At 67.7% G+C, this 26,121-nt stretch carries 26 protein-coding genes; 19 read left to right on the top strand and 7 right to left on the bottom strand.

Annotated features, from left to right (window positions below; translation table 11 throughout):
• The first annotated feature begins 51 nt into the window (after positions 1–51).
• The gene (locus ACTIEW_RS00830) at positions 52–1,884 is read left to right on the top strand and encodes a type I secretion system permease/ATPase (RefSeq protein WP_439476007.1); all 1,833 of its coding nucleotides are present in this window, start codon (positions 52–54) and stop codon (positions 1,882–1,884) included.
• A gap of 47 nt (positions 1,885–1,931) precedes the next feature.
• Positions 1,932–3,260: an HlyD family type I secretion periplasmic adaptor subunit gene (locus ACTIEW_RS00825; RefSeq protein WP_439476006.1), complete on the top strand. Its 1,329-nt coding sequence runs from the start codon at positions 1,932–1,934 to the stop codon at positions 3,258–3,260.
• A gap of 86 nt (positions 3,261–3,346) precedes the next feature.
• Here the strand turns inward: ACTIEW_RS00825 and ACTIEW_RS00820 are convergent, their stop codons facing one another.
• On the bottom strand, positions 3,347–5,473 hold the full coding sequence (locus ACTIEW_RS00820; RefSeq protein WP_439476005.1) for a malate synthase G: 2,127 nt from the start codon (positions 5,471–5,473) through the stop codon (positions 3,347–3,349).
• Positions 5,474–5,846: 373 nt separating this feature from the next.
• Between ACTIEW_RS00820 and ACTIEW_RS00815 the strand changes: the two genes are divergently transcribed.
• A complete protein-coding gene (locus ACTIEW_RS00815) occupies positions 5,847–7,349 on the top strand; it encodes a DEAD/DEAH box helicase (RefSeq protein ID WP_439476004.1) in 1,503 nt (500 codons plus the stop codon).
• 174 nt (positions 7,350–7,523) lie between these two features.
• Here the strand turns inward: ACTIEW_RS00815 and ctrA are convergent, their stop codons facing one another.
• Positions 7,524–8,237 carry a response regulator transcription factor CtrA gene (gene ctrA / locus ACTIEW_RS00810; protein WP_284223694.1) on the bottom strand — a complete coding sequence of 238 codons (714 nt, stop codon included), beginning with the start codon at positions 8,235–8,237 and terminating at the stop codon, positions 7,524–7,526.
• Between the two features lie 284 nt (positions 8,238–8,521).
• On the opposite strand from ctrA, the gene ACTIEW_RS00805 reads away from it, so the two are divergent.
• Positions 8,522–9,484 (top strand): IS1595 family transposase, encoded by a 963-nt coding sequence (locus tag ACTIEW_RS00805; RefSeq protein ID WP_439476003.1) that lies wholly within the window; start codon positions 8,522–8,524, stop codon positions 9,482–9,484.
• 370 nt (positions 9,485–9,854) lie between these two features.
• On the opposite strand, the gene ACTIEW_RS00800 is transcribed toward ACTIEW_RS00805, so the two are convergent.
• Positions 9,855–9,983 carry a hypothetical protein gene (locus ACTIEW_RS00800; RefSeq protein ID WP_439476002.1) on the bottom strand — a complete coding sequence of 43 codons (129 nt, stop codon included), beginning with the start codon at positions 9,981–9,983 and terminating at the stop codon, positions 9,855–9,857.
• Between ACTIEW_RS00800 and ACTIEW_RS00795 the strand changes: the two genes are divergently transcribed.
• The 4 genes from ACTIEW_RS00795 (at position 9,982) to ACTIEW_RS00780 (ending at position 12,300) form a co-directional block, all read left to right on the top strand.
• The gene (locus ACTIEW_RS00795) at positions 9,982–10,554 is read left to right on the top strand and encodes a hypothetical protein (protein ID WP_439476001.1); all 573 of its coding nucleotides are present in this window, start codon (positions 9,982–9,984) and stop codon (positions 10,552–10,554) included. The two genes, ACTIEW_RS00800 and ACTIEW_RS00795, sit on opposite strands and share 2 nt — an antisense overlap.
• Positions 10,555–10,635: 81 nt before the next feature.
• A complete protein-coding gene (locus ACTIEW_RS00790) occupies positions 10,636–10,890 on the top strand; it encodes a chromosomal replication initiator DnaA (RefSeq protein ID WP_439476000.1) in 255 nt (84 codons plus the stop codon).
• Positions 10,887–11,615, top strand: coding sequence for a DUF6456 domain-containing protein (locus ACTIEW_RS00785; RefSeq protein WP_439475999.1), 729 nt, complete (start codon positions 10,887–10,889; stop codon positions 11,613–11,615). Before ACTIEW_RS00790 ends, ACTIEW_RS00785 begins: the two co-directional genes overlap by 4 nt.
• Before the next feature lie 163 nt (positions 11,616–11,778).
• Complete coding sequence (locus ACTIEW_RS00780) at positions 11,779–12,300, top strand: hypothetical protein (RefSeq protein WP_439475998.1); 522 nt, start codon at positions 11,779–11,781, stop codon at positions 12,298–12,300.
• Positions 12,301–12,310: 10 nt separating this feature from the next.
• Here the strand turns inward: ACTIEW_RS00780 and ACTIEW_RS00775 are convergent, their stop codons facing one another.
• On the bottom strand, positions 12,311–12,733 hold the full coding sequence (locus ACTIEW_RS00775) for a SufE family protein (RefSeq protein ID WP_439475997.1): 423 nt from the start codon (positions 12,731–12,733) through the stop codon (positions 12,311–12,313).
• Positions 12,734–12,908: 175 nt separating this feature from the next.
• On the opposite strand from ACTIEW_RS00775, the gene ACTIEW_RS00770 reads away from it, so the two are divergent.
• Entirely contained in the window at positions 12,909–14,591 is a 1,683-nt protein-coding gene (locus ACTIEW_RS00770; RefSeq protein WP_439475996.1) for a sensor histidine kinase, read from the top strand.
• 17 nt (positions 14,592–14,608) lie between these two features.
• Here ACTIEW_RS00770 and ACTIEW_RS00765 read toward each other — a convergent pair whose 3' ends face one another.
• A complete protein-coding gene (locus ACTIEW_RS00765; RefSeq protein WP_439475995.1) occupies positions 14,609–15,469 on the bottom strand; it encodes a hypothetical protein in 861 nt (286 codons plus the stop codon).
• Between the two features lie 57 nt (positions 15,470–15,526).
• Here ACTIEW_RS00765 and ACTIEW_RS00760 point away from each other — a divergent pair, with 57 nt between their 5' ends.
• From ACTIEW_RS00760 to ACTIEW_RS00740, 5 genes are all read left to right on the top strand, one after another.
• Positions 15,527–15,853, top strand: a complete 327-nt coding sequence (locus ACTIEW_RS00760) for a DUF1491 family protein (RefSeq protein WP_439475994.1) — start codon at positions 15,527–15,529, stop codon at positions 15,851–15,853.
• 36 nt (positions 15,854–15,889) lie between these two features.
• Positions 15,890–16,279: a four helix bundle protein gene (locus ACTIEW_RS00755; protein WP_439475993.1), complete on the top strand. Its 390-nt coding sequence runs from the start codon at positions 15,890–15,892 to the stop codon at positions 16,277–16,279.
• 150 nt (positions 16,280–16,429) lie between these two features.
• Entirely contained in the window at positions 16,430–16,810 is a 381-nt protein-coding gene (locus tag ACTIEW_RS00750; protein ID WP_439475992.1) for a hypothetical protein, read from the top strand.
• A gap of 111 nt (positions 16,811–16,921) precedes the next feature.
• On the top strand, positions 16,922–18,532 hold the full coding sequence (locus ACTIEW_RS00745) for a DUF1570 domain-containing protein (protein ID WP_439475991.1): 1,611 nt from the start codon (positions 16,922–16,924) through the stop codon (positions 18,530–18,532).
• 82 nt (positions 18,533–18,614) lie between these two features.
• Entirely contained in the window at positions 18,615–20,246 is a 1,632-nt protein-coding gene (locus tag ACTIEW_RS00740) for a peptide chain release factor 3 (protein WP_439475990.1), read from the top strand.
• Here the strand turns inward: ACTIEW_RS00740 and ACTIEW_RS00735 are convergent.
• Positions 20,221–20,613, bottom strand: coding sequence for a hypothetical protein (locus tag ACTIEW_RS00735; RefSeq protein WP_439475989.1), 393 nt, complete (start codon positions 20,611–20,613; stop codon positions 20,221–20,223). The two genes, ACTIEW_RS00740 and ACTIEW_RS00735, sit on opposite strands and share 26 nt — an antisense overlap.
• A gap of 170 nt (positions 20,614–20,783) precedes the next feature.
• Here ACTIEW_RS00735 and ACTIEW_RS00730 point away from each other — a divergent pair, with 170 nt between their 5' ends.
• The 3 genes from ACTIEW_RS00730 to ACTIEW_RS00720 all read left to right on the top strand — a co-directional run bounded on the left by ACTIEW_RS00730 (position 20,784) and on the right by ACTIEW_RS00720 (position 24,108).
• Complete coding sequence (locus ACTIEW_RS00730; RefSeq protein ID WP_439475988.1) at positions 20,784–22,286, top strand: DUF1570 domain-containing protein; 1,503 nt, start codon at positions 20,784–20,786, stop codon at positions 22,284–22,286.
• 122 nt (positions 22,287–22,408) lie between these two features.
• Positions 22,409–23,650 (top strand): hypothetical protein, encoded by a 1,242-nt coding sequence (locus tag ACTIEW_RS00725; protein WP_439475987.1) that lies wholly within the window; start codon positions 22,409–22,411, stop codon positions 23,648–23,650.
• A gap of 62 nt (positions 23,651–23,712) precedes the next feature.
• Entirely contained in the window at positions 23,713–24,108 is a 396-nt protein-coding gene (locus tag ACTIEW_RS00720) for an EF-hand domain-containing protein (protein WP_439475986.1), read from the top strand.
• A gap of 6 nt (positions 24,109–24,114) precedes the next feature.
• Here ACTIEW_RS00720 and cysQ read toward each other — a convergent pair whose 3' ends face one another.
• On the bottom strand, positions 24,115–24,900 hold the full coding sequence (cysQ, locus tag ACTIEW_RS00715) for a 3'(2'),5'-bisphosphate nucleotidase CysQ (protein WP_439475985.1): 786 nt from the start codon (positions 24,898–24,900) through the stop codon (positions 24,115–24,117).
• Between the two features lie 90 nt (positions 24,901–24,990).
• Between cysQ and chpT the strand changes: the two genes are divergently transcribed.
• Both chpT and ACTIEW_RS00705 read left to right on the top strand, forming a co-directional pair.
• Positions 24,991–25,647, top strand: a complete 657-nt coding sequence (chpT, locus tag ACTIEW_RS00710; protein WP_439475984.1) for a histidine phosphotransferase ChpT — start codon at positions 24,991–24,993, stop codon at positions 25,645–25,647.
• 100 nt (positions 25,648–25,747) lie between these two features.
• On the top strand, positions 25,748–26,119 hold the full coding sequence (locus ACTIEW_RS00705; protein WP_439475983.1) for a response regulator: 372 nt from the start codon (positions 25,748–25,750) through the stop codon (positions 26,117–26,119).
• Positions 26,120–26,121 lie beyond the last annotated feature (2 nt).

Below are 26,121 nucleotides of genomic sequence, written 5' to 3'. Positions count from 1 at the left end.
CGCATCAAACCGTTAGACTGACGGCCCGATCCGCTGGAACTGACCTCCCCCGTGTTAAAGAACCTGCTTCCCAGCAAGCCGGGCACCGAGCCCCTCGCCGAGGCGCTTAAGGCGTGCAAGACCCATTTCGTCTGGGCCTTCGTGTTCTCGGCCCTGGTCAACCTGCTGTATCTGACCCCCACGCTCTACATGATGCAGGTCTATGACCGCGTCGTGCCGACGGGGGGGTTGACCACTCTCGTCCTCATCACAGCGGTCGCCGTTTTCGCCCTGGCCGCCCTGTCGGGACTCGACTGGCTGCGCGGGCGGCTGATGCTGCGGGCCGGGCTGAGGCTGGATCGGCTGTTGTCCGGCAAGGTATTGGCGCGGGTCGTCGATCTGCAGGCCAAATCACCCAACACCCAGGCGCTGCGTGAGTTCGACAATGTTCGCGGCGCCATCGGCGGTCAGGGTATGCTGGCCCTGTTTGATGCGCCCTGGACCCCGATCTATCTGTTGTGCTGCTTCCTGCTTCACCCCGCCATCGGGGTGCTGACGCTGGTGGGCGGCATCATCCTGTTCACCCTCGCCTGGCTGAACGAGCGCGACACCCGCCCCCGCCTGAACAAGGCCATCCAGTCGCAGAACCACGCCTATGCCGCCCAGGAAGGTGTCGCCAGCCAGGCCGAGGTGGTTCGCGCCCTGGGCATGCGCCAGTCCTCCATCGCGCGGCAGGTCGAACAGCGCCAACTGGCCACAGCCGCCCAGGCCGACGCCCAGCTGGCGGGCGGACACTATTCCGGAGCCATCAAATTCCTGCGCCTTGTGATGCAGTCGGCGGCCCTGGGCCTCGCCGCCTATCTGGCCGTGAAGAGCGAGATCACTCCAGGTTCCATCATCGCCGCCTCGGTGCTGCTCAGCCGCGCGGTCGCCCCGATCGAACTCCTGGTCGGCGTATGGCCCAGCCTGGTGCAGGCCGTCGCCAGCTGGAAGACCCTGACGGATCTGTTCGCCGGCACCGCCTCGGTCGAACGCGAACGCACCACCCTGCCCGACCCCAAGGGCCGGCTGCAGGTCGAGGGCGTGTCGGTCAAGTTCCCCGACACCGAGGCGCCCCAGCTGCGCGGTGTGGCCTTCGCGCTGAAGCCCGGCGAGACGCTGGGCATCGTCGGCTCAAGCGGCTCGGGCAAGACCACCCTCGCCCGCGTCATCGCCGGAGCCCTGAAGCCCCAGGCCGGAGCCGTCCGGCTGGACGGTGCGGAATATGAAGCTCGCGACGGCGACGAACTGGCGCGCTGGATCGGCTATCTGCCGCAGGTCCCGAGCCTGTTCGCCGGTTCGATCAAGGACAATATTTCGCGCTTCTCGACCTCGATCGGCGTGGATCAGGAAACGGCCGACCGGAATGCGGTGAAGGCGGCCATGGCCGCCGGCGCGCATGAGTTGGTTCTGCGCTTGCCAAATGGCTATGACACCATTCTGGGACCCTATGGTCAGGGCCTTTCGGCGGGGCAGGCGCAGCGCGTCGCCCTGGCGCGGGCGCTCTACAACGACCCCGTCCTGCTGGTGCTGGACGAGCCAAATTCCAACCTCGACCAGGAGGGTGAAGCGGCCCTGATGCAGGCGATCCTGGGCGCCGCCGTCCGTGGCGCGGCCGTGGTCATCATCGCTCACCGGGCCGGCGTCCTGGCGCGGGTCGACCGGCTGCTGATGATGCGCGACGGCGTCGTCCAGCTGGAGGGACCCCGCGAGGAGGTGCTGGAGAAGATGCGGGCAACCGCCGGCCGTCCCGGCTCTCCGGCAGGCCAGCCGACGCCTCCACCGCAGGGCCAGCCGCAGCCGCGGCAGGTTCAGCCCCAGCCGTCGGTCCAGCCGGCCCAGAACCATCCGCGGCGTACCCAATGACCGATGTCGTCGCCCCCCCGAGCCCTCAGCCGCCGCCCGAAGGTCCCATGCCGCCGGCCCCGGCGGCGCCCTCCGTCGCCCTCGACAATCCTCGCCGTGAGCTGGTGATCGGAGTCACGATCATCGTGGCGTTCTTCGTGATTTTCCTCGGATGGGCCGCGCTGGCTCCCCTGGACGCCGGCGCCTACGCCCAGGGCCAGGTCGCCATTTCCGGCAACCGCCAGGCCGTCCAGCACCGCGAAGGCGGCGTCGTAAGCGCCCTTCTGGTGGCCGAAGGCGACACGGTGCGCAGCGGCCAGGTGCTGCTTCAACTCTCCAGCGGCGAGCTCAAGGCCACCGAACGCGGTGTGGCCAGTCAGGTCTATGCCCTGATCGCCCAGCGGGCCCGGCTGATCGCCGAACGCGACAGACTGCGCGGCATTCCGACACCGGCCGAGTTCGCCAACCTGCCGGCGGAGGACCGGGTGCTGGCGCAGGAGTCGCTGCGCATTCAGCAGCAGCAGTTCGGCGCGCGGCGGACCGGCCGAACGACCGAGACCGGAGTGCTGGGCCAGCGCGTCGCCCAGTTGAATGAGCAGATCGCCGGCTATGAAGGTCAGATCGTCGCCAACATCGAGCAGCAGCGGCTGATCCAGGATGAGCTAGCTGGCATGCGCAGTCTGGCCGAAAAAGGCTTTGCCCCGATGACGCGGGTGCGGGCTCTCGAACGCACGGCGGCGCAGCTGGACGGGGAGCTGGGATCCCTGCGGGCCCAGATCGCCCAGTCGCGCGAAGCCGTAGGCGAGACCCGGCTGCAGGTGTCAGGCGTCTCGACCAAGATGAACGAGGACGTGGCCGATCAGCTGCGCCAGATCGACGTCCAGCTGAACGAGCTGCGTCCCCGGATGGTCGAGCTGCGCGCCCAGATCGCGCGCAATGAGGTGCGGGCGCCGGCCTCCGGCGAGGTTGTCGGCCTGACCATCTTCACCCAGGGCGGCGTGATCCAGCCGGGCCAGACACTCATGGAAATCGTCCCCCGCGACGCCTCCCAGGTCATCATCGCCCAGATCGCGCCCAACGACGTCGACAACCTGCGCATCGGGCAGGACACCGAGGTCCGCTTCCCCGGCCTGCGCGAACGCAATCCGCCGATCATCCACGGCCGCGTCACCCGCATTTCCGCTGACAGCTTCACCGTCGAGGAGACCGGGGCCAGCTATTTCCGGGCCGAAATCGTGGTCCCCGCGAGTGAGCTGGCCAAAATGGGCCGCGGCGCCGAAACCCTGCGCCCCGGCGCGCCGGTCGAGGTCGTGGTGCTGCTGCGCAAACGCACGGCGCTCGGCTATCTGCTGGAGCCCCTGACCAACAACCTGTGGCGCTCGGGCAGCGGACAGTGAGGTAGGTTCTAGGGGCTAGGGGCTAGGGGCTAGGGGCTAGGGGCTAGGGGCTAGGAAAGCCTGCAGCCTCGGCTCACCCCTAGAACCTAGAACCTAGAACCTAGAACCTGACCCCTCCCTTTCGCCCTCAGCCGGAACGCATGCAGCAGCGGTTCGGTGTAGCCATTCGGCTGGGCGACGCCGTCGAACACCAGGGCTCGGGCGGCCTGAAAGGCGAGGCTGGCGGCGAGGTCGATAGCCATGGGCCGATAAAGCGGATCGGCGGCGTTCTGGGCGTCGACCTTCGCCGCCATCCGCAGCAGCGCCGCATCCACCTGTTCGGGGGTGCAGACGCGGTGCAGCAGCCAGTTGGCCATGTGCTGGGACGAGATGCGCAGGGTGGCGCGGTCTTCCATCAGGCCCACGTCATGGATATCGGGCACCTTGGAGCAGCCGACGCCCTGATCGATCCAGCGCACGACATAGCCGAGCAGGCCCTGGGCGTTGTTATCGAGCTCCTCGGCGACTTCGGTCTCTGACCAGTTGGCGCCGTTCGCCAGCGGCGGGGTCAGGAGGTCGTCGAGACCGGGCGTCGGCCGCGCGGCGATCCCGTCCCTCAAGGCGAAGACATCGGTCTGATGGTAGTGGAGCGCGTGCAGGGTCGCCGCCGTCGGGCTGGGCGTCCAGGCGGTATTGGCGCCGGTCTTCGGATGCGCGGCCTTTTGTTCGAGCATGTCAGCCATGCGGTCGGGCGCCGCCCACATCCCCTTGCCGATCTGGGCCCTGCCCGACAGGCCGCATTTCAGGCCGACGGCGACGTTGCGCGTCTCATAGGCTGCGATCCAGTCCGATGACTTGATGTCGCCCTTGCGCACCACCGGACCGGCCTGCATCGCCGTGTGAATCTCATCGCCGGTGCGGTCAAGGAAGCCGGTGTTGATGAAGACGATCCGGTCCCTGACCGCGTGAATGCAGGCGGCGAGATTGGCCGAGGTCCGCCGCTCCTCGTCCATCACCCCGACCTTGACGGTGTGACGGGCCAGACCCAGCAAGTCCTCGACCGCGTCGAACAGGGCGTTGGTGAAGGCGCACTCCTCCGGGCCATGCATCTTGGGTTTGACGATATAGATCGAGCCTTCGCGGCTGTTGCGGACCGCCCCCAGACCCTTGAGGTCGTGCATCCCGATCAGGCTGGTGGCGATGGCGTCCAGCACCCCCTCGGGCGCATCTGACCCGTCCGCCAACCGAACCGCCGGCGTCGTCATCAGATGTCCGACGTTGCGCACGAACAGCAGCGATCGGCCCGGCAGGGTGACCGTGGATCCGTCGGGCGCGACGAAGTCCCGGTCCGGCGCCAGGGCGCGGGTCAGCATCCGCCCGCCCTTGTCGAAGGTCTCGACCAGATCGCCGCGCATCAGGCCCAGCCAGTTGCGGTAGGCCGCGACCTTGTCGGCGGCGTCCACGGCGGCGACGGAATCCTCAAGATCGACAATGGTCGACAGGGCCGATTCCAGCACCACATCGGCGATCCCCGAGGGATCGTCGCCACCGATGGGATGGTCCCGGTCGAACACCACCTCGATGTGAAGGCCATTGTGGCGGAACAGGCGCGAGCGTTCGCTGCGGCCGACGTACTGGTCCGGATCACGGATCGCGATGCCGCCGTGCGGATCGCCCAGATCCGCCCACCGCCCCTCGGCCAGCGGAACCGCCTCGTCGAGGAAGGTCTTGGCCCGCGCCACCACCCGCGCCCCGCGCGCGGCGTCAAACGGTCCCGGCGGGGGAAGATCGCCGAGCGCGTCCGTACCGTACAGGGCGTCATACAGGCTGCCCCATCGGGCGTTGGCGGCGTTGAGCACGAAACGGGCGTTGAGGCTCGGCACGACCAGCTGCGGTCCGGCGAGCGTGGCGACCTCCGCATCCACGTTGCGCGTGCCGATGGCGAAGGGCGCCGGTTCGTCGATCAGATAGCCGATCTCGCGCAGGAAGGCCTCCGAGGCTGCAGTGTCATGCGCCGCGCCGCGCCGCCCGCGATGCCAGGCGTCAATACGGGCCTGAAGGTCGTCGCGAACGGCCAGCAGCCGCCGGTTCTCCGGCGCGAACCGGGCGAAGACCTCGGCGACTCCGGCCCAGAAGGCATCGGCCTCGATCGCCAGCCCCGGGAGCGCCTCCCCCTCGATGAAGGCTGCCAATTCTTCGGCGACCTGAAGACCGGCGCGCGACGTCATCGACATGGAATTCTCCTTCGGGCGGAGCTGAAACATTCCGTGATGACCCGGCGTAAGTCGAGGGCTTTTCGCGCTGCACCCGGCCGGCCGTTAACCTCCACGCCTTGACTTGGCCCCATTGAGCGCCCATTTGCGCTGCGTCGCACAATTGCGATGCCCGGTGCGCTCCAGCGCGTGTGGGTCTTCCCGACTTCCGAAGACCTGACTGTAGCAGCGGCCGGCCCTCAAGATTCATTCGCTGCCCGGACACGCGGGGCGGCGCCCGATCCACCCCGAGGGCCTCATGCAGAGGCTCTGTCGGGACTGGCGGTGCGCGGCCTTTTCGGCGTTGAGCCATGGCTGTTGCGCGTCGCCGCATACGCGAAAGAAACCCGCTCCCATGAGCAAGACATTCGACACCTTCGGCCTGAACCCGGCCCTGCTGCAGGCGCTGGCCTCCGAAGGCTACACCATCCCCACCCCGATCCAGGCGCAGGCTATCCCTGACGTCATGGCCGGCAAGGACCTGCTGGGCATCGCCCAGACCGGCACAGGCAAGACCGCCGCCTTCGCCCTGCCGATCCTGCACCGTCTGGCCGCCAACCGCATCGCGCCCAAGCCGCGCACCACGCGCGTCCTCATCCTGTCGCCGACCCGTGAACTGGCCAGCCAGATCGCCGAGAGCTTCAAGACCTACGGACGCCACCTCGGCTTCAAGGTCGCGGTCGTCTTCGGCGGCGTGAAATACGGCCCGCAGGAACGCGCCATCCAGGCCGGCCTCGACGTGCTGGTCGCCACCCCCGGCCGTCTGCTGGACCATATGCAGCAAAAGACGCTGGACCTGAGCCAGACCGAAATCTTCGTCCTCGACGAGGCCGACCAGATGCTGGACCTGGGCTTCGTCAAGCCGATCCGCCAGATCGTCAGCCGCATCCCGGCCATGCGCCAGAACCTGTTCTTCTCGGCCACCATGCCGACCGAGATCGGCAAGCTGGCCGGCGAACTGCTCAAGGATCCGGTCAAGGTCTCGGTCACGCCCTCGGCCACCACGGTGCAGCGCATCAGCCAGTCGATCATCCATATCGAACAGGGCCGCAAGCGCGCACTGCTGACAGAGATGTTCGCCGATCCGGGCTATACGCGCTGCCTGGTCTTCACCAAGACCAAGCACGGCGCCGACAAGGTCGCGGCCTATCTGGAAGCCGGCGGCGTCGAAGCCGGCGCCATCCACGGCAACAAGAGCCAGCCGCAGCGTGAACGTACCCTGGCCGCCTTCAAGGCCGGCAAGCTGCGCGTTCTGGTCGCCACCGACATCGCCGCCCGCGGCATCGACGTCGACGGCGTCTCGCACGTCCTCAATTTCGAACTGCCCTTCGTGCCGGAAGCCTATGTGCACCGCATCGGCCGCACGGCCCGCGCGGGCGCTGACGGCACGGCCATCAGCTTCGTGGCCGGCGATGAAATGAAGCTGTTGCGCGACATCGAGAAGGTCACGCGCCAGAAGATCCCGTCGACCGACCGCCGCAATGACAAGTCGCTGGCCCTGCTCGACCAGTCGATCATGGCCTCGGGCGTCAAGTCCAAGGCCTCGATGCCCGACGACGGTCGCGGCGACCGCCAGCAGCAGCGCGGACCCCGCAATCCGCGCCGCGACGGCGTCAAGCTGGAAGGCGGCGGGCAACCGCACCGCGTCCGCAAGCCCGGCCCGGGTCGCGACGCCCGCCCGACGCCGGAGCGCGCCTTCGACCCGATGGCGCGCGAGCGTCCGCGCCCGACCAACAACGACCCGCGCCACACCAGCGCTCCGGCGACTGCCTCGGCCAAGCCCGACGGCGAGATCAAGCGCCGCCCGCGCCGCCGGCGCCCGTCCAACGGCGGACAGGGCTACGCCGCCAAGGGTTGATCCCCTCGGCTGACATACAAAAGCGCCCGCCGGAGCGATCCGGCGGGTTGGTGTTTAGGACCGGAGCCCGGTGGGTTCGGCCGCTGGCCGCTGCAGTCTGTACGCCCCCATGCAAAACGCCCGTCGGGTCACTCCGGCGGGCGTTCTGTATTCAGCGCCGCAAACCCGAGGGGATCAGGCGGCGACGCTGACCGGCGCGGGGGCCGAGCTCTCCGACGGGTCACGCAGCACATAGCCGCGGCCCCAGACAGTCTCGATATAGTGTTTGCCGCCCGCGGCCGTCGCCAGCTTCTTGCGCAGCTTGCAGATGAAGACGTCGATGATCTTCAGCTCGGGCTCGTCCATGCCGCCGTACAGGTGGTTGAGGAACATTTCCTTGGTCAGGGTGGTGCCCTTGCGGAGCGAGAGCAGCTCCAGCATCTGGTATTCCTTGCCCGTCAGATGGACGCGGTGGCCGTTCACCTCGACCGTCTTGCCATCCAGGTTCACGGCGATCTCGCCGGTGTGGATGATGGCCTGGGCATGGCCCTTGGAGCGGCGGACCACGGCGTGGGTGCGCGCGATCAGCTCATCCTTGTGGAAGGGCTTGGTCATGTAGTCGTCGGCGCCGCCGCCGAAGGTCTTGACCTTGGTCTCGATCTCCGAGGAGCCCGAGAGGATCATCACGGGCGTATTGACCTTGCCGACGCGCAGCTGACGCAGAACCTCAAGCCCGTTCATGTCGGGCAGGTTCAGGTCGAGCAGGATCAGATCGTAGTCATAGATCTTGCCGAGATCGATGCCCTCTTCACCGAGGTCTGTCGTGTAGACATTGAAGCCTTCCGACTTGAGCATCAGTTCGATGCTCTGCGCGGTCGCATGATCATCTTCGATAAGCAGAACGCGCATTCATGCCCCTCCAGGCAAAGCTTGACAGTAGTTCCCGACATCAAATGCCGGGTAACCTTGTTCGGGAGTTAACCGAGTAAAAACTTAAGAAAGGTTAACGCCACCCCATTGAGACGAATCGTAGGCTGATTTGCGAATCGGCGTCGAGAGTCCTGAGTCAAGCGAACGAGATTTTTTCAGGCGGTGGGCGAGGCGTCATCGATGCGTCCGTTTTCGACGTGTCTATAGGATTATATTCCTAATTATGCACTTTACAAACCTGACCGGATTCGGTATCAAGGTTCATGACCGCCGCAACGCTCTCCGATCCGATATTCCATGACGCCGACAAAGCCCGTGCGCACTTTGAGAAGGTGCGTTGGCCGAACGGTCGGGTCTGCCCGCACTGTGGCGTCGTGGGTGATGACCGCTCGACCCTGTTGCAGGGCAAGGCTCACCGTAAGGGCCTTTATCGTTGTGGCGATTGCGGTGAGCAGTTCACCGCGACCATCGGCACGGTTTACGAGGACAGCAAGGTTCCCCTGAACAAGTGGCTTCTGGCCATGCACCTCATGTGCGCCAGCAAGAAGGGTGTCAGCGCCCTCCAGCTTCAACGCGAACTGGCCCTCGGCTCCTACCGCACGGCTTGGTTCATGGCGCACCGCATCCGCGAGGCTATGATCGACACCAGCGACACCCCGCTAGGTGGCGAGGGCAAGGTCGTGGAAGCCGACGAGACCTACTATGGCCGCCCCGCCATCTCGCCGACGCTCCGCACAAACGGCACCCCGTTCCTTAAGGCCAAAAGGGCTCGTCAAAGCCGCCCTGTCGTCGCTCTGGTCGAGCGCGGCGGCAAGGCCAAGGTGTTCCACGTCGCTGTGGCCGACAAGAAGACCGTGTCCAAGATCGTTCGCGACAACGTGCATCCGGCGACCCGTCTGCACACCGACGAAAGCCGCCTCTACACGGGCTCCGCTGACGTGTTCGCCTCGCACGAGACGGTGAAACATTCGGCGGGCGAATACGCCCGTGGGGACGTGAACACGAACAGCGCGGAAGGCTTCTTCGGCGTGTTCAAGAAGGGCATGAAGGGCGTCTATCAGCACTGCTCCGAGAAGCACCTGAACCGCTACGTCACCGAGTTTGGCTTCCGCCACAACACCCGCGCCGCCCTTGGCTACAACGACAGTCAGCGCACCGATCTGGCCATCCTCGGCACCGTCGGGAAGCGCCTGACCTATCGGCGGACTGACGAAGCCTACGTTTAGGTTTCAGGCCCTCCGCCTCGCAAGGTTGAGGAAGAAGCGTCGTTGACTCTCGTTCTCTTATGCCCCCCGCTAGCAGCAGCTAGTGGGGGCACTGAATGACTGACCGGGAACCGTATCGACGCCAGCTTATCGAACGCCTTGAGCGCACAGAGCGCGAAGCGGCAAGCCGCGTGGAAAAGGATAGAGCGGAGCAACTTGAGGCTCGCGCGGCCATAGACCGCATAAGCGCCGCACCGCCGCTTCAGCCGGATGATTGCCCTGTCTGCGCCCTTGAGCATAGCTGCCCCTCCACGCTGCGCCCCGTGCCGTCAGACACAGACGTCGATCGTTTCCGGTGTTCGGTGTGCGGCTTTGAAGACGAGCAGAGCGCCTAAGGTTTTTTTGGTGCGGGTCTCGGCTCGCGCCCCGTCTCTTCTTTCGGCTTGTGCGGTTTCGGCGGGGTGTTCAGCATACGCTTGAGCACTTCGTCGCGCCGCTCTGCCGTGAGGTCTTTAGCCATGTCCACTCTCATCAAACATCCTGAGATCGCAGCTCGCGTTGGCATCTATATCGCGACCTTCTCCGAACTCGAAATCCTCCTCCCGGCAGCCCTCACAAGTGCTTCAGGACTGTCGCAGCCGATTTCCATGGCCATCTTGATGCAGTTCCGGAACATTTCGGACCGCGTCGATGTAATCGACGACGTGATCAAGGCAGGCGGCTTCAAACACGCATCAGCAACCCTTGTCTCAAGCCTAGTCCCCGCCATCCGGGCTGCAAACACCCGGAGGAACGAACTCGCCCACGGGATGTATGGCGAGTTCGAGAATGGCGAGGTCTTTATCGTCACCTGGGTCTTCTCCAAGACCCCAAAACGCACAAAGGAACTGACGATTGATGCGGGAGAACTAGACCAAGACATCCTCGCGCTGGGCGAACTGCTCAGGCGCGTCACTCACGCGGTCGTTTCGCCGCTCGAACCATGGCCCGAAAACAGTCCGCCACGACCCCTTCCGGAACACCGTAAGCCAAACGATCCGAAACCCACTCGTTCAGAACGTCCTGCCCGGCCCCCATCATCTCGGGGGTGACCTCTATCTCGAATGCCGGCCTGTCGGCGCTTGGATATGTCATGGCGTCCGGTTTGTATAGTGCATAGTTAGGTGGAAAAAATGACGGCGTCCGTGCGCCTGAAGGGACGGGCCTGCCGGGCGCGATGGCTGGCCCTGTACACCGCCTATGTGACCTTCGGCTGGCCGCTGGACCGGGTGGCCCACGCCTTCGGTCTGAACCGGGCGACGGCCGCGGCGGCCTGCCGCTGGGCCGAGGACGGGCGCGACCACCCGTCGGTCGACGCCCTGCTGGACCGGCTTGAGCTTTGTGTGAACCAGCTTCTCGAAGCGCCCGCCTGCGAACTGCCCGCATGACCGGCGAGGCGACGGGTACGGCCGTGGTGGCCCGGGCGCGGCGTCTGCTGGCCCGCCGAGGCGGCTGGATCGAGTCCGTGCCGGACGGCTATGGCCTGAGACCGGGCGGGGACCGCCGCAGCCGCATCGTCCTGGTTCTGGATGAGGCGGGGTTCCGACAGCTGATCGAGCTGCCTGGCCTGCGGCGACGGCCCGGCGGAGGCTGGGTCGCGCGCACCGCCCCGCCGGAGCGCCCCCATACCCCCGGACCCGGAAAGCCCGGCCTGATTGAGGGCGATCGGATCGTGATGGAGCACGATGGCCGGCCCGTCCGGCGGCGCGCCAATCTTGGACAGTCGGCCGTGGCCTGGCTGGCCCAACGCAAGACTGCGCTCGGACAGCCCTGGCTGGCCGCCGCCCAGGTCGCGGCTGCCGCGCGCCTGGGCCTCGACGCCGAGATGGCGGCGCGCGGGCCGTCGCTCACCCTGCGCTGGGACGCTCTGCCCCGCGCCGGGGGCGGGTCCGCGATCCGGGCGGAACCGGGCGATCCCGCCATGGCCGCGGCCCGGCGGGTCGAGGCCGCCCTCGCCGCCTGCGGGACCGCGCGGCCCATGGTCGAGGCCATCTGCATCCGCGCCTCGGCCCTGCAGGCGGCCGAGCGAGACCTCGGTCTGCGCCGCCGCGAGGGAAAAGACCTGCTGCAAAGGGGCCTGGCCGCCCTGGCGGTCCACTACCGGATCGGCTGATGCACAGGATGTGCGACGGAACACAGGGAGCCACACGTTACAGGCTCGTAACTTTTTCCTGCCGGGATTCAGCCGTAGGATGAAGTTGAAAGCGCGCCTCCCTTGGGGCGCGCTATCGCGTTGTGGCGACGGGCTCCCAAAGCCGTCGATTTCGGGGATGTCGGTGAAGTCAGTAATCTTTTGCAGTCTGGTCGCCGGCCTGCTGTCCGTCGCAGCCCCGCTCGCCGCCCAGGAGGCGGTGCCGGCCGGACTGCTGACCGAGGTATGTCTGCCCTACGCCAACCGCGCCCAGACCTTCGAACGCTCGATCCGCGCCGCCCGCGAGCTCGAATTCCGCCGCCCGGTGAACGACACCGAACCGCTGGAGGAATGGGCGTCCGAGATCACCATGGTGTCCAGGGACGGCGCCTGGCGCGTGAAGATCGAGGAAGGGTCTGTCGAACGCGACGAGCGACCGGCCTATGAGGCCAGCTGCACCATCTCGTCCAGCCGGGCCAGCGCCCGCGAACTCGCGGACCTCGGTCGTCGCGCCTTCCGCGACCCCCGATACTGGACCACGCCGCCGGACAAAGCCTGGCGCTGGGATCGCCGCAGCGCCTACCCCGATGAATACGGTCTGGCGGTCGAGGTGAGCGAACAGCCCGGCGAGCGTCCGACCATGACGGTTCGCGGCTCCTACTACTGACCTTCGGCAGTCAGGCCGCCGCGGCGGCGTCCCTGATCCGGCCGACCATGGCGTTCAGGCCGTTGGCGCGCTGACGCGTCAGGGCCGACGGCAGGCCGAGGCGATCAAGAGCCGCGCGGGCGTCAAAGGCCAGGATCTCCGCCGGCGTGCGCCCCGAATACAGCCTGAGCAGCAGGGCGATGTTTCCCTTCGACAGGGCGCTGTCGCTGTCCGCGGCAAACGTCAGTCGATCCGCCTCGCGGCGCACCGACAGCCAGACCTGGGCGGCGCAACCCGGCACCTTGTGGGCCTCGGTCCGATCCTCGTCCGGCAGGGGCGACAGACCCTTGCCCAGTTCGATGACGTATTCGATCCGGCCTTCCCAGTCGCCGAGCAGGTCGAACTCCTCGACCAGTTCGGCCAGGACGTCGTCGATGGAGGGGACTTCGGTCATGGGCGCCAGATAGGCCGGACCGGCGTTAACGACAACCGCCTGTCCTTTCCCCGGAAATCCGCCCGGAAGGCCTTGTCGCCAGTCGCCTGGAACGCGTGCGGGCTTTGGACGACTCACCCGGAAGGCTAGGTTGAAGAGGCCGGCGGCGTCCTGTCCGGCCCGCCCCAATCGGCCCTTGATCCAGTCCGCCCGCCCTGACCCGAAGCCCCTGCCCGACGCTCCGGCGAGCGATCGTCCGTCGCTGGCTGCGTGGCATGCAGGCTGGGCGGTGGCGGCGGCCTTGCTGGCGCTGGGCGGACGCTGGATCGGCGGCATCGACGGCCCGCTGTTCTACGGCGTCCTCGCCATGGTGGTCCCCGGCCTGAGCGGTCTGGGCCTGCTGCGGCGCGACGGGGGTCATGAGCGGATGACCCAGCTGGGCATCTGGAGCCTCGCCGCCCTGCTGGCGGCGGCGCTGTCAGGCGGCCTGACCGGTCCCTTGAGCGGCTTTGTCTTTCTTCCGCTGGCGGCGGGCATCGCGCTCGGCGGTCCGCGACCGGTGCAGGTCGGCGCCCTGGCGGTCGGCGTGGCGGCGCTCGCCGGCCTGCTTTCGGCCTGGGTCACCCCCGGACCGCATCTTCCCGGTCTGGCGGCGATTTCGGCCCTGCTGACCGCCGCCGCCGCCGCCCTGGCGGTGCGCCTGTCATGGCGACAGCGCGAGGCCCGCCTGACAGCGGCTGAGGCCGAGACGGCCCGGGTCGAGACCCTGCTGGCCGCCCAGCCCGGGCTGACCCTTGTGCTTGAGCCGTCAGGCCGCGTTCTGGCCGCCTATGGCGCGCCACCCGTGTCGCTGCCGGTAGACCCGCTGTTCGAGAGCGGGCTGGTGGCCGCGGTACATGCGCCGGACCGGCCCCGGCTTCTGGACGCCATCGAACGCGCCATGAAGGGCCATGACGGCGCCGCCCTGTTCGCGCCCCGGATGGCGCTGGACCGCCGGGTGCAGCTGATCGTGCGGCGGCTGGACGATCCGTCCGGCCCCCGCCTGATCGCCCAGGTCTTCGACGCCACCGCCCAGTACGCCCGCGAGCTGGGCCTGGAGATCGCCCGCACCGAGGCCGAGACCCGCGAGGCCGGCAAGACCCGCTTCCTGGCCAATATGAGCCATGAGTTGCGTACGCCCCTGAACGCCGTGCTCGGCTTCTCCGACATCATGCGCCAGCGCATCTTCGGACCCCTGCCCGACCGCTACGGCGAATACGCCGAGAACATCCATCAGGCCGGCGGACATTTGCTCGATCTCATCAATGACGTGCTGGATGTCACCAAGATCGAGGCCGAGCGCTACGCCCTGACGCTGGAGCGGTTCGACGCCCGCGAAGTGGTGTCAGCCGCCATGGCCCTTGTCCGCGTCAACGCCGACGACAAGGGCGTCAGCCTGTCCAGCGTCCTGCCCGCCGATCCGGTCGAGGTCTCGGCCGACAAGCGCGCCCTGAAACAGATCGCCCTGAACCTGTTGTCCAATGCCGTGAAATTCACCCCGCACGGCGGCGCGATCACCGTCACGGTCGAGGCCATCGGCCCCTATCTGGAAGTCGTCGTCGCCGACACCGGCGTGGGCATCGCACCTGAGGACGTGCGCCGTCTGGGCCGGCCGTTCGAACAGGCGGGGGAAATGGAGCAGCGCCGTCAGGGCACTGGCCTCGGCCTGTCGCTGGTCCGCGCCTTCGCCGAACTGCACGGCGGCCGCATGAGCATCGACTCGACCCTGGGCGAGGGTACGGCGGTGACGGTGCGTTTGCCGGTAGCCCTGATCGCTCGCGCACCGGCGCCGGAGGGCGGGGCCGAGATCATCCAGATGCCGATGAAGGGCGGGGGCTGACGGGTCGCTGTGGCGACCTACAGCATCCCCATCGCAAGGAACGCCCGACCGGCCGTGAAGTCGCCGGCTTCAAACTTCGCCGTCGCGACGCTGCCGTCCCGGAAATGGAACTCGATGGCGAAGGTCTCGCGCGGGTCCAGACGCTCGAGAGCGGCGGCGGCGGCGGCGGGGAAGCGCCAGGCCTCGCCGGCGCGGCGGCCCTCGGCCAGCAGGGTCTGATCGGCCGGACTGACGCCCGTGGCCCACAGGCTGGCCTGGGCCGAGACCGGGGCCAGACCGTCGCCGGCCAGCCAGGGACGCGGAACCCGGACCGGATCGCGCAGCACGATACGCGCCGCATAAGGCCGCGACCGGCCGACGAAACTGACCACCGCGGTCAGGCCCGGCGCATCGCCCTTGCCCGCATAGCCGAAGGCCACAGGCGAGGCCCCGACCACGGACATCTGCTGCAGCCGCCAGTTGGCGTCGGTCGAGCTGACGCGGTTGGCGATCCACGAGCGACGGGCGCCGGGGAAAACCATGCGCGGCGTGCGCAGCCAGCCCGCAAACGCGCCGTCGACCCGGGCGCGGACCGTGGCCAGTTGCGGATCAGCGCACGACACGGCGCCGGCGCGGGCGCGGGCGCGGGCGGCGGCGGCGGCCAGTTCGGCCTCGCCCGCGCCGGAGCGCAGTGCGGCGCCCCGGGCCTGGGCCGTAGCAGCATGCAGGGCCGCGCCGATCTGCGGCGCGAAAAGATTGCAGCGGGCGTCGGCGGCGACCACAAAGGCGCGCTCATAATAGGTGTCGGCGGCCTCGGCCGAGGCGATGTTCGGCAGCCCCAGCACGGCGGCGGCCGCCAACGCGGCTTTGGTCTTCGAGGCGGTCTGGCCTATCGTCATGAGACCGCACAATACGCATCACGCGTTCCGGTCCGGTTTCCGAGCAGGGTTATCAAAGTGCTTCTGTCGAGCGACCTTTGGGTGTCCGCCCTGATCCGCCGCGCCGAGCTGGGCGGCGCTTTCGCCACCGTCGCGCGCAAGGGCGACGCCCGCGCCGGCACGGTCATCGTCAAGGCCTTCGACACCTCGAACCGCCGCGCCCGACTCTATAGTGAAGCCTTCGGCCCCGACGGCGAGCGGCTGTGGATGCAGCCGGTCGAAAGTGAGTTCGAGAGCGAGCTCGACGCCTATATCCAGCGCCAGATTGGCTACGACCCCGACCTCTGGGTGGTCGAGATCGAGGACCGCGAGGGGCGGCACTTCATAACCGAGAAGGTGGCCTAGGGTTTGGAGACTGGGGTCTGGGGGATAGAGGGAACAATGCGAGGCTATTCAGATCTGGATGTCTGGAACAGAGCCATGGACTTGGCGTCGATGATCTATGGTCTTGGACCATCAATGCCGAAATCCGAGCTCTACGGCATGACGAGCCAGATGCAGCGTGCGGCGGCCTCGGTTCCGGCCAACATTGCCGAAGGCTATCAGCGCGGCACTCGCAAGGACTATGCGCGCTTCATCGCCATCGCCCGAGGCTCAGTCGCGGAAGTTGAGACCTTTCTGCTTCTGGCCGCGCGAGTAGGCCATCTGACGGATGCCAAGGTTCAACCATGCCTGCAGACTGCCGGAGAGGTCGGGCGAATGCTGACCCGGCTCAAGCAACGGCTCGACGAAGCACCCCTGCGCTCGAGTCCCCCAGCCCCCAACCCCTAGCCCCCATCCCCGACTCCCTAACCAGCCCTTTCCGCCAACTTCGCCAGTGCGAAATCCTTAACTGCGTTCGGGAACGGAACCTCAAGCGGAGCCGCCTATGGTCAGCTTCAACGGGCCGCAATGAGCCCGGAGCGATGGTGGGTGTTGTCGATGCTCTTTCTTCTCAACGACGTGGTGTTCGATCTGGACGAGGCCTGCCCGGTCACGCCCGGCGACGCGCGCCGCTTCGAGAACCTCGAGCTGGACTATGTACTGGAACTCGGTTGCGAACTGTTTTCCGAGGATCCGCTGCTGCATCTCCATGACCCGCAGCGCGCGCGCCGTCTGGCCTGGCTGATCCACGACAGGTCGCCGGAAGTAAACGCCGCCCTGTTCGCCGCCCCCGCCGCCGGCTGCGATCCGACCCTGGTCGAACCCCAGTTCTGCGCCCTGCCCGCCGCCATCATGCGCCAGCTGAAGGCCCGCGCCGCCAAGGGCCAGCTGAACGCCCTCGCCGCCGACCGCGCGGTGTGGATGCGCATGGCAGCGTGAGAAGTTGCCTGCTAGCCGAGGTGCCCACCGCGGAAGGCCAAGCCCAACAGGATTGACGCCTCGCACAGCTTGTCTGACCCTGCGGGCGCCACGTGTCTGGGGAGCTGGGCCATGAACGTCATCAAGCTTTTGGCCGCCGTCGTCCTGGCCGCAGCCGCCTTCGTCGCCGGACCGGCCTGCGCCGAGTGGCGTCGCGCGGAGACTGCGCACTTCATTCTCTACGGCGACGTGTCCGAGCGCACCCTGCGCACCTACGCCACCAAGATCGAACGTTTCGACGCCCTTCTGCGGACCTATTATCCGATCCAGAGCGACGTCCAGATTCCAAAGCTGGAAATCTATCTGGCGGACGGCGCGCGGGACATGCGCCGCCTCCTTCCCGATGGCTCGGAGGGCATCGCCGGCTTCTACTCCGCCGACGCGGGTCGCATCTACACGGTGACCAACATCTCAAACCCGGAGGCGCTGAGCACCCTGTTCCACGAATACGCGCACCATTTCATGTTCCAGATGTCGGCCGAGGCCTACCCGTCTTGGTTCGTGGAGGGCTTCGCCGAATACTATTCCACCGTCGTCATGGAACCCGACAAGATCGAGGTTGGACGGGAAGACCGCGGGCGGATGATGCTGTTCACGCAGCTGGGGACCAACGAATGGGCGCCCTTGGCCGACGTACTGAAATGGCGGATCAGTCGATCCGGGCGGGCCCGCCTCTTCGACTACTACGCCCAGTCCTGGGCGCTGACCCACTATCTGATGAGCACGCCCGAACGGCAGCGGATGTTGGGTCAGTATTTGAACGCCGTGATCCGGGGAGCGGACCCGATCACGGCGATGGAGACAGCGACTGGGCGCACCTCGATCGAACTCCAGAACGACATGCGCCGCTACTTTCTGGGGCGCATCACCTATTATGCGCCCCAGATCGATATCCCGATGCCCGAGGTCGCGATTTCGACCCTGGGCGCGGATGAAGGGGCCTTGGTTTGGTACGACATTCGACTGGACGACACGCCCTTGGTCGTCCCGCCCGACAACGACCCCGATGATCCGCGCTCGGAGGGGCGAAGGGTCCAGATGGCCCGCGACGCGGCCCGACATCGCGCTGAACTGATCACCGACGCCCTCGCGGCGGCGGCGCGGCGCCCAGGCCAACGCATGGCCATGCTGGTAGCCGCCCGAGCGCATCGATTGAACGGCGATCCGGCGGCGGGTCTGGCGGCGCTGCAGCCGCTTTTGTCGGACACGTCCGCGGACGCGGACGCGCTGCGCGTCGCCGCCGCGCTCCTGATGGACCAGGTCAAGGCGGCGCCGGACGCCGAGGGCGCGCGTTCCCAGCGCCGCCTCGCCAGTGCCTATTTGGGCCGGGCCATGGAACACAAGCCGCTGGACTTCCGCATCTATCTCGGCCTGAACGACACGCGGCGCGGGCAGCCCGGCTATCCCAACGCCAACGACATATCGACCCTGGAGGTCGCCACCGCCCTTACCCCTCAAGCCGACGAGAACCGGCTGAGGCTGGCCGAGGCCTATATGGCCCAGTTCCTGTGGAGTGAGGCGAAGACGATGCTCGATCCGGTCGCCAACGCGCCCCACCCCGGCGCCGACCGCGTCCGCGCCCGAACCATGCTCGCCGCCATCGCAACCGCGACCGGCGGGGTTGCGGACGTCGAGGAAGGCCCGTCGGAAGAGACCGCGCAGCCGGAGGTCGCGGCCGACTGACGTCCGCCGGCCCGTCCGACTTCCGCGGACGAGTGACTTTCGGCCCTGTCCGCGCTACCTCGCGCGGCCCAACGGATAGAACATGTCGAAACTTCCCCTCGAACAGGAGGCCCTGCGCCGCAGGACCTTCGCCATCATCGCGCACCCGGATGCGGGCAAGACCACCCTGACCGAGCACATCCTGCTCGCCGGCGGAGCCATCCGCGCCGCCGGGGCCGTGCGCGCGCGCGGCGAGAACCGGCGCACCCATTCCGACTGGATGAAGATCGAGAAGGAGCGCGGCATCTCCGTCAGCGCTTCGGTCATGACGTTCGAGCACGACGGCAAGATGTTCAACCTGCTCGACACCCCCGGGCACGAGGACTTCTCGGAAGACACCTACCGCACCCTGACCGCCGCCGACTGCGCCATCATGGTGCTGGACGCCGCCAAGGGCATCGAGCCGCAGACGCTGAAGCTGTTCGAGGTCTGCCGCCTGCGCGACATCCCGATCATCACCTTCATCAACAAGCTCGACCGCGAGGCCCAGGACCCGATGGCCCTGCTGGACGAGATCGCGTCACGGCTCCAGCTGGACCCCGCCCCGATCTGGTGGCCGGCCCAGAGCGGCAACCGCCTGCGCGGCATGGTCGAGATGGGCACGGGCCGCTTCCAGCCCTACGCCCGCAAGCCCGCCGGTTCGGCCGAGGACGTGCCCCATCCGGCCGCCCTGCCCCTGGCCGAGGCGGCGCAATATTTCGAGCCCGGCGAACACGAGGCGCTGATGGAGGCCCAGGAACTGGTCGAGGGCGGCTATCCGGCTTTCGACCGCCGGTCCTTCCTCGAAGGCCATATGACCCCGGTGCTGTGGGGCTCGGCCCTGCGCCATTTCGGCATCGAGGAACTGCTGGCGGCGATCGGCGAATGGGCCCCGCCGCCCAAGGTGATGAAGGCGCACAAGGCCGCGCCCGCCGGAACCCGCAACGCCGCCGAGCCGGTCGCGGTCACGGTCGAACCGGGAGCCGCCGAGGTCACCGGCTTCGTCTTCAAGGTCCAGGCCAATATGGACCCCAACCACCGCGACCGCATCGCCATGTTCCGCATGGCTTCGGGCAAGTTCACGCGTGGCATGAAGCTGAAGGTCCAGAACACCGGCAAACAGCTGTCCGTCAACGCCCCCATCATGTTCTTCGCCTCGGACCGCGAGCTGGCCGAGGACGCCTATGCCGGCGACGTTATCGGCATCCCCAACCACGGCGTCCTGCGCGTCGGCGACAGCCTGTCCGAAAGCGGCCTGATCCGCTTCGCCGGCCTGCCGAATTTCGCCCCCGAGATTCTTCAGCGCGTCCGGGTCAAGGATCCGCTCAAGGCCAAACATCTGAAGAAGGCGCTGGACGGCCTTGCCGAGGAGGGTGTGACCCAGCTGTTCCGCCCGGAGATGGGCTCGGACTTCATCGTCGGCGCTGTCGGCCAGCTGCAGTTCGAGGTCATGGCCGACCGGCTGGGCGAGGAATACGGCCTGGAGGTCCTCTTCGAACCCTCCCCCTGGGCCGAGGCCCGCTGGATCGGCGGGACGAAGGCGGACCTTGAGGACTTCATGGCCAAATACCGCGGCCAAATGGCCCGCGACATCGACGACGACCCGGTCTTCCTCGCCAAGTCGAGCTGGGAGACCGGTTATGTGATGGAGCGGTTCCCCGCCGTCGCCTTTACGAAGACGAAGGAGCGGGGGTAGCCGCCCGCAGCGAGTCCAGAAGCTGGACGGCGGCCTCGGGGGTGAGGACTGCCCGGTGCAGACGCCCGATGAACATGGCGTCCATCACCTTGCACCACAGGGCCAGATTCGGGTCGGGGCTGATGAAGACCGTCCAGCAGGGCCCGGGCGGCGCGGCCGCGAAAGCCTCGGCGACGCTGGCGATATCGGCGTTGTCGACTTCGCCGCGGCTCTCGCGCACGTCCTGAATCCAGTCCCAGCCGGCCAGTTCGGGCCGGCCGGCGGCGAGCCCGGCGATATGGCGCGACACGGCCGCGCCCGTGGTCGTCTCGCCGACCCTCATGAATACGCGTTTCGCCGGTTCGTCGAAACGGTGCTCGATATCCATAAAATCTCCCGCGCGGCGCGTCACAGCCAAACCTCGACGACCTGTGACGGGCCCTGCGATTCGGTCGCGGCCATTCTCGTATCCGGGGATTCGGCCCCCGGGGCTTGACGGGAGCCGCGATGATCCTGTCATCGAAATGAGCTAAGGCTCGATAAAACGGGGGATTTTGGATGAAATTGTCAGACCGCCTGATCGCCATGGCGCGCGTCATGATGCTGGGGCTCGCGTGTGCCGCTGTTCCGGGCCTCGCCCACGCCGACTGGCGCAAGGCTGAAAGCCAGCATTTCGTCGTCTACAGCGACGGCTCGGAGCGTTCGCTGCGCGACTACACGGCTCGGCTGGAGCGTTTTCATGGGCTGTTGAAGGCGCGGTTCGGCGGGGCGGCGCAAGACGACACCCGCAAGCTGCCCGTCTATCTGGTGGGGGACGCCCGGGCGCTGCGCATCGCCCAGCCCCAGCTGCCCGAAGGGATCGACGGCTATTACATGGCCAGCGAGAACGACATTTTCGCCATCCTGATCCGTGGCCGGGACGATGATCTGCTGCTGCACGAATACACCCACCACTTCATGGCGAACGCAGGCCAGGGCCGCCTTCCCGGCTGGTTCAGCGAGGGGCTGGCCGAATACTATGCGACCGCGACGGTCAGCGAGCGCGGGGCGGCGTCCTTCGGGCTGCCGAACGCCGGCCGCCAGTATCAGCTGCAGCAGGGCCGCTGGCTTCCGATGGAGCAACTGCTGCGGGCGCAGGGCTCGTTCGATATCGAAAGCCAGACCGGCCGGGGCATGTACTACGCCCAGTCCTGGGCTCTGACCCACTGGCTGCTGGCCGACCAGACACGGGCGCGAGCGCTGGGCGTTTATCTGAACGCGGTAGGCGCGGGTCGGGACCCGGTCGAAGCCTGGCAGGCGAGCTTCGGCATCGCGCCTGACGCGCTGGAAACCCAGTTGAAGGCCTATGCCCGGGGACGGCTCTACTACTCGGAACTCAACATCCCGCCGATCACGCCGGAGATCACGGTCTCGATCCTGTCGCCGGCGTGGGACACAGTGATCCTGCCGTTGGTCAACAGCCGCAGCCCGCGCCCCGAAGAGATGAACGGCCCCGTCCTGCTGGGGACCAGCCGGACCAATGCGGCTCGCTTCCCTGACGATGCGCTGGCGCTGGTCGCGCTGGGTCGCGCGGAACGGCGCTGGGGCGACCCCGCGGCGGCTGAAACTGCGTTGACCCGCGCTCTGGAGATCGAGCCCACCAACGTAGAGGGCCTGCTGCTGATGGCGGACATCGTCGAGGAACGCTCCGATCTGGCCTCCGACCAGGCCGAAATCGATCGCGAGCGCGGCGTTGCCGTGGAGCTGCTGCGCCGCGCGCTCGAGGCAGAGCCGAAGGACTATCGTGTCTACGCCGACCTGGCCCGCCTGCGTCGCGGGGCCGAGGACTATCCGACACAGGAAGACCTGATGACCTGGGCGATGGCGACGAGATATGCACCACAGGTCATGTCGATCCGTGGCGACGCGGCGATCGCGATGATGCAAGGCGGACGGTACGACGAGGCCGTCGTCCTGCTCACGCCCATCGTCAACGACCCGCATGGCGGGCCGGGCGTCCAGCAAGCCCGCCAGCTGCTGGCCCAGATCGAACACATGCGCGCCAGGACCGGGTCGGACTAATGGAGCTGGGCTGAAACTCCACGACCCGCCAGTCGAACCTCCGGCGCGGCGTCGCGTTTGCTAGTCATGGCCCAAGGGACGCGTATTGGTCCCGAAGCGGGACGACCGGAGCGCCAGCCCCCATGTTCGAATTCGGCCGGGATTTGAGGAAGCTGTTCGAAAAGGCGCGCGAGAGCGACGACCTCGGCTGGCTGGAGCTTGTCAGCGCGGACCTGGTCGCCACCGAGGCCCAGTCCCTGTCTATCGAGGCCGGGCGGGTATCCTGCGCCCATCCCTTCGACACCTGGATGCGGGCCTCGACCCTGTGGCGCGAGCACGCCCGCCGGACGGGCCGCCGGACCAGCCTCGACCGCGCGGCGGCGGCGGCCTCTGACGCGGCGCGGCACACGGCCACGCCCGACCAGACCGCGGCGGCCGCGATCGAGTCCGGCGAGATTCACCTGTTGCGCTTCGACCTGTTCGGCGGCCCGGAGAAACTGACCGCGGCCGTGGCGGACGTTCAGTCATTGACGGCGGACCGTCCGGCCACGCGTTCCGCCGCGGCGGCCCTGCACGCCCGGCTGACGGCGCGGCGGGCCCGGGTGTCAGGAGAGCCGGCAGCCATGCTGGACGCGGCCGCCCTGCTGGATGCGGCCCTGCATGGGGCCAGGGCCCTGCCGCCGACGGTCGGCGATGATCTGAGGCTGGATCGGGCGGCGCTCGGGCTGGAAGCCGGGGTGGCCCGCCGCGACGGGCGGCTGCTGGATCAGGCCGGACGTGACCTGCGGGTGCTGGTCGAATCCGCCTCGCCGGACTACCGGCCCCTGACCCGGGCCCGCGCATTGGCGCTGGCCGGCGCCGGGCTGATGGCGCTGGCCCGTCTGGCGAAGGACGAGGCCGCGACGACCCAGGGTCAGGCCCTGTTCGCCGCCGCCGCCGATCAGTTCACCGCCGACCACAGCCCGCTGGACTGGGTGGCCGTGCAGCTCGCCCCCGGCGACGCCGATACGCCGCTGGCGCGGCTGATCCAGGCCGAGACCCTGACCCGTGAACCCGGCCTGATCCTGGGCGCGCTGGCCCGTGAACGGCGGCTGGCGGCCGAGACGGCCCTTACCGAGGCCATGGGCGATGTCGAGAGCCTGACCGGGCTGGAAGCTGTCGTGCGGCGCAGTCTGGCCGAGTCTGCGGGCGCCCAGCCGCTGGAGTGGGTCGCCGACCAGATCGGCATGGCCCACCTGGCCCTGGCCAAGGCGCGTCTGACGGCGACCGAACCCCGCGCCGTCGGCATGATGCTGGCCGAGGCCATGGAGACCGCCCGCGAATGGGGCGCCCCGGCCCTGATCCAGCGCGCCGCCCTGTTGCAGCTGCAGGCGGCCGCGGCCTAGCCGCTGATTCACGCCAAGCGATCCGCTGCACATTCGCGGGTCATCGTTCGTTAACTTCCCGAATGCATCTTTTGATTGTGCAATCGGAGAATTTCATGCTTGCCGTATTAGCCACGATCTTGGGGGCACTGGGCGATCCCTCCTCGACAATGAGTCCAGATGCTCGCGCCACCATCGGCAGTTCAACCCATTTCGTCACCAAGGACCCAGCGGAACTGGAACGCCAGTACCGCCGCAGCTTCGAACTCACCGACCGCAACGGCGACGGCTACATTGATCTTGCCGAAGCGCCCATCGCGGAACGGGGACATCAAAACGCAGACGGAGATCGCATCGCGGAAGAGGCGAGCAATTCCCTGTGGGTGCGCCTCATGGATACCGGCAGCGACGGGCGGGTCGATTGGCCGGAAATGAGGGCCTACCTCATGCCCATCGGTATGCGCGCCAACGGCCTCTGACCCGCGTCAGCCTCCCAGCGCCACGAACCCGCCGTTGCCGAAGCCCGGCTTGCCGTAACGCAGCGGCTGGCCGTCTTCGGCCATGACCCGGCCGCCGGCGGCTTCCAGCACCGCCTGCCCTGCCGCCGTGTCCCATTCCGAGGTCGGGCCGGTGCGTGGATAGGCGTCGAAACGGCCCTCGGCGACCAGACAGAATTTCAGCGAGGAATCCATACCCTGCCACTGGACGCAGCCATGGCGCGACGCCAGCCGTTCGGCCTCGACGTCGGTCATGGAGTGGCTCATCAAGGCCATCGGCGAGGCGGGCCGGTTGCGCACCTTGACGGCCTGCCAGACCTCGCCGAAACGGCGGCGAAACGCTCCGGCGCCCGGCGCGGCGCTGCGCCAGGTGGTGGCCGTCGCGGGCGCCGTGATCACTCCGGCGACGGGCGCGCCATTGTGGATCAGAGCAATATTGACGGTGAAGCTTTCGCGCCCCTCGATGAAGCCTCGGGTGCCGTCCAGCGGATCGATCAGCCAGAACCAGTCCTCGGCGGACGCGGGCGCCCCGTCCGCGGCGACGGCCTCCTCGGCCACGGTCTGAATGCCGGGATACAGGGTCGCCAGACGCGCGAGGATCAGGGCCTCGGCCTCCTGGTCGGCGCGGGTGACCGGACTGTCGTCGGCCTTGGACTCAGCCACCACCCCGTTGCGCCAGTACGGCAGAATGACGCGCGCGGCGTCTTCGGCGAGGTCAGCCAGCGCCTCCGTCAGTGCGCCGGACCCGAGGTCGGCGATCAGTCGTTTGTTCATGCCCGCCCGATTAGAGCATCGGACCGGTTTCGCGAACCGGCAAATCAGGTCAGCGTCCGGCCAGCTTCCGACTGTTGCGCGCAAGGCCCGATGACCGACACAGCCCCCGCCTCTCCCCTTCCCGACGGCCAGGCCCTGGCGGCGTTGATCGCCGGCAAGCTGTGCCACGACTTCATCAGCCCGGCCGGCGCGATCAGCTCGGGCCTCGACCTGCTGAAAGACCCCACCGCCCAGGACATGCGCGACGACGCCATGGGGCTGATCGAGGCCAGCGCCAGGAAGATGGTGGCCCTTGTCGCCTTTGCCCGCGTGGCCTTCGGCGCGGCGACCTCGGCCGAGCGGTTTTCGGGCGCCGAACTGGGCGGATTAGTCTCGGGCCTGACCGAGGGCGGTCGGGCGACGCTGGAGTGGGCGGTCGCGGACACGAGCTATTCCAAGGCCCAGTCGCGGGCGCTGGTGAACCTGGCCTATCTGACCATGGCCGCGCTGCCCTCGGGCGGGGTGGCGACCATCGCGACGCGATCCGACGGCGCCCGACTGGTCATTGAGGGTCGGGCCGAAGGCGCCCGCGCCCGCCTGAAGGGCGAAGCCGTCGCCGGACTGGCCGGGCAGCCCCTCTCTGAGGGTTTGTCCGGCCAATGGATCCAGCCCTACTGGCTCTGGCTGACCGCCCATGACGCCGGCGGATCGCTGGACGTCGAGGCCGAGGAGGGGCGGGTCGTACTGACCGCCCACATGCCTAACTGACACTTAAGCCGGTTTCCCAAGGAGTCATTAACCGGCGTGGGCCGATTATGGGACTCACGTACACGCGGGCGTTGTGTATCACAGTTCCGGAACCCAGATTTTGACCCCCAAAACCTGTCTGATCGTCGACGACAGCCGGATCATCCGCAAGGTCGCGCGCCGCATCATCGAGGGACTCGGCTTCGAGGTCGACGAGGCCGCCGACGGGTCCGAAGCCCTGGCCTTCTGCGGTGGCGTGATCCCGGATGTCATCCTGCTGGACTGGTCAATGCCGGTAATGGACGGCATGACCTTTCTGCGCCGCCTGCGCGCCCTGCCCGGCGGATTGGCCCCCAAGGTCCTGTTTTGCACCATCGAGACCCGCGCCGAACGCATCGCCGAGGCCCTGTTGGCCGGAGCGGACGACTATGTGATGAAGCCTTTCGACGGCGAGATCCTGACCTCGAAATTCGCTGAAGTGGGGGCTGTCTGACT

This window comes from Brevundimonas sp. (assembly GCF_051860745.1).
GTDB lineage: Bacteria > Pseudomonadota > Alphaproteobacteria > Caulobacterales > Caulobacteraceae > Brevundimonas.
This window is presented reverse-complemented; position numbering and strand designations above follow the sequence as displayed.

Coding starts and splice junctions, on each gene's coding strand:
- ACTIEW_RS00775 (WP_439475997.1), bottom strand. CDS start 12,733: ATGACCGAAGTCCCCTCCATCGACGACGTCCTGGCCGAACTGGTCGAG.
- ACTIEW_RS00825 (WP_439476006.1), top strand. CDS start 1,932: ATGCCGCCGGCCCCGGCGGCGCCCTCCGTCGCCCTCGACAATCCTCGC.
- cysQ (WP_439475985.1), bottom strand. CDS start 24,900: ATGAACAAACGACTGATCGCCGACCTCGGGTCCGGCGCACTGACGGAG.
- ACTIEW_RS00720 (WP_439475986.1), top strand. CDS start 23,713: ATGCATCTTTTGATTGTGCAATCGGAGAATTTCATGCTTGCCGTATTA.
- ACTIEW_RS00750 (WP_439475992.1), top strand. CDS start 16,430: ATGCTCTTTCTTCTCAACGACGTGGTGTTCGATCTGGACGAGGCCTGC.
- ACTIEW_RS00790 (WP_439476000.1), top strand. CDS start 10,636: ATGACGGCGTCCGTGCGCCTGAAGGGACGGGCCTGCCGGGCGCGATGG.
- ACTIEW_RS00735 (WP_439475989.1), bottom strand. CDS start 20,613: ATGGATATCGAGCACCGTTTCGACGAACCGGCGAAACGCGTATTCATG.
- ACTIEW_RS00815 (WP_439476004.1), top strand. CDS start 5,847: ATGAGCAAGACATTCGACACCTTCGGCCTGAACCCGGCCCTGCTGCAG.
- ctrA (WP_284223694.1), bottom strand. CDS start 8,237: ATGCGCGTTCTGCTTATCGAAGATGATCATGCGACCGCGCAGAGCATC.
- ACTIEW_RS00765 (WP_439475995.1), bottom strand. CDS start 15,469: ATGACGATAGGCCAGACCGCCTCGAAGACCAAAGCCGCGTTGGCGGCC.
- chpT (WP_439475984.1), top strand. CDS start 24,991: ATGACCGACACAGCCCCCGCCTCTCCCCTTCCCGACGGCCAGGCCCTG.
- ACTIEW_RS00805 (WP_439476003.1), top strand. CDS start 8,522: ATGACCGCCGCAACGCTCTCCGATCCGATATTCCATGACGCCGACAAA.
- ACTIEW_RS00785 (WP_439475999.1), top strand. CDS start 10,887: ATGACCGGCGAGGCGACGGGTACGGCCGTGGTGGCCCGGGCGCGGCGT.
- ACTIEW_RS00725 (WP_439475987.1), top strand. CDS start 22,409: ATGTTCGAATTCGGCCGGGATTTGAGGAAGCTGTTCGAAAAGGCGCGC.
- ACTIEW_RS00820 (WP_439476005.1), bottom strand. CDS start 5,473: ATGTCGATGACGTCGCGCGCCGGTCTTCAGGTCGCCGAAGAATTGGCA.
- ACTIEW_RS00740 (WP_439475990.1), top strand. CDS start 18,615: ATGTCGAAACTTCCCCTCGAACAGGAGGCCCTGCGCCGCAGGACCTTC.
- ACTIEW_RS00745 (WP_439475991.1), top strand. CDS start 16,922: ATGAACGTCATCAAGCTTTTGGCCGCCGTCGTCCTGGCCGCAGCCGCC.
- ACTIEW_RS00755 (WP_439475993.1), top strand. CDS start 15,890: ATGCGAGGCTATTCAGATCTGGATGTCTGGAACAGAGCCATGGACTTG.
- ACTIEW_RS00800 (WP_439476002.1), bottom strand. CDS start 9,983: ATGGCTAAAGACCTCACGGCAGAGCGGCGCGACGAAGTGCTCAAGCGT.
- ACTIEW_RS00730 (WP_439475988.1), top strand. CDS start 20,784: ATGAAATTGTCAGACCGCCTGATCGCCATGGCGCGCGTCATGATGCTG.
- ACTIEW_RS00795 (WP_439476001.1), top strand. CDS start 9,982: ATGTCCACTCTCATCAAACATCCTGAGATCGCAGCTCGCGTTGGCATC.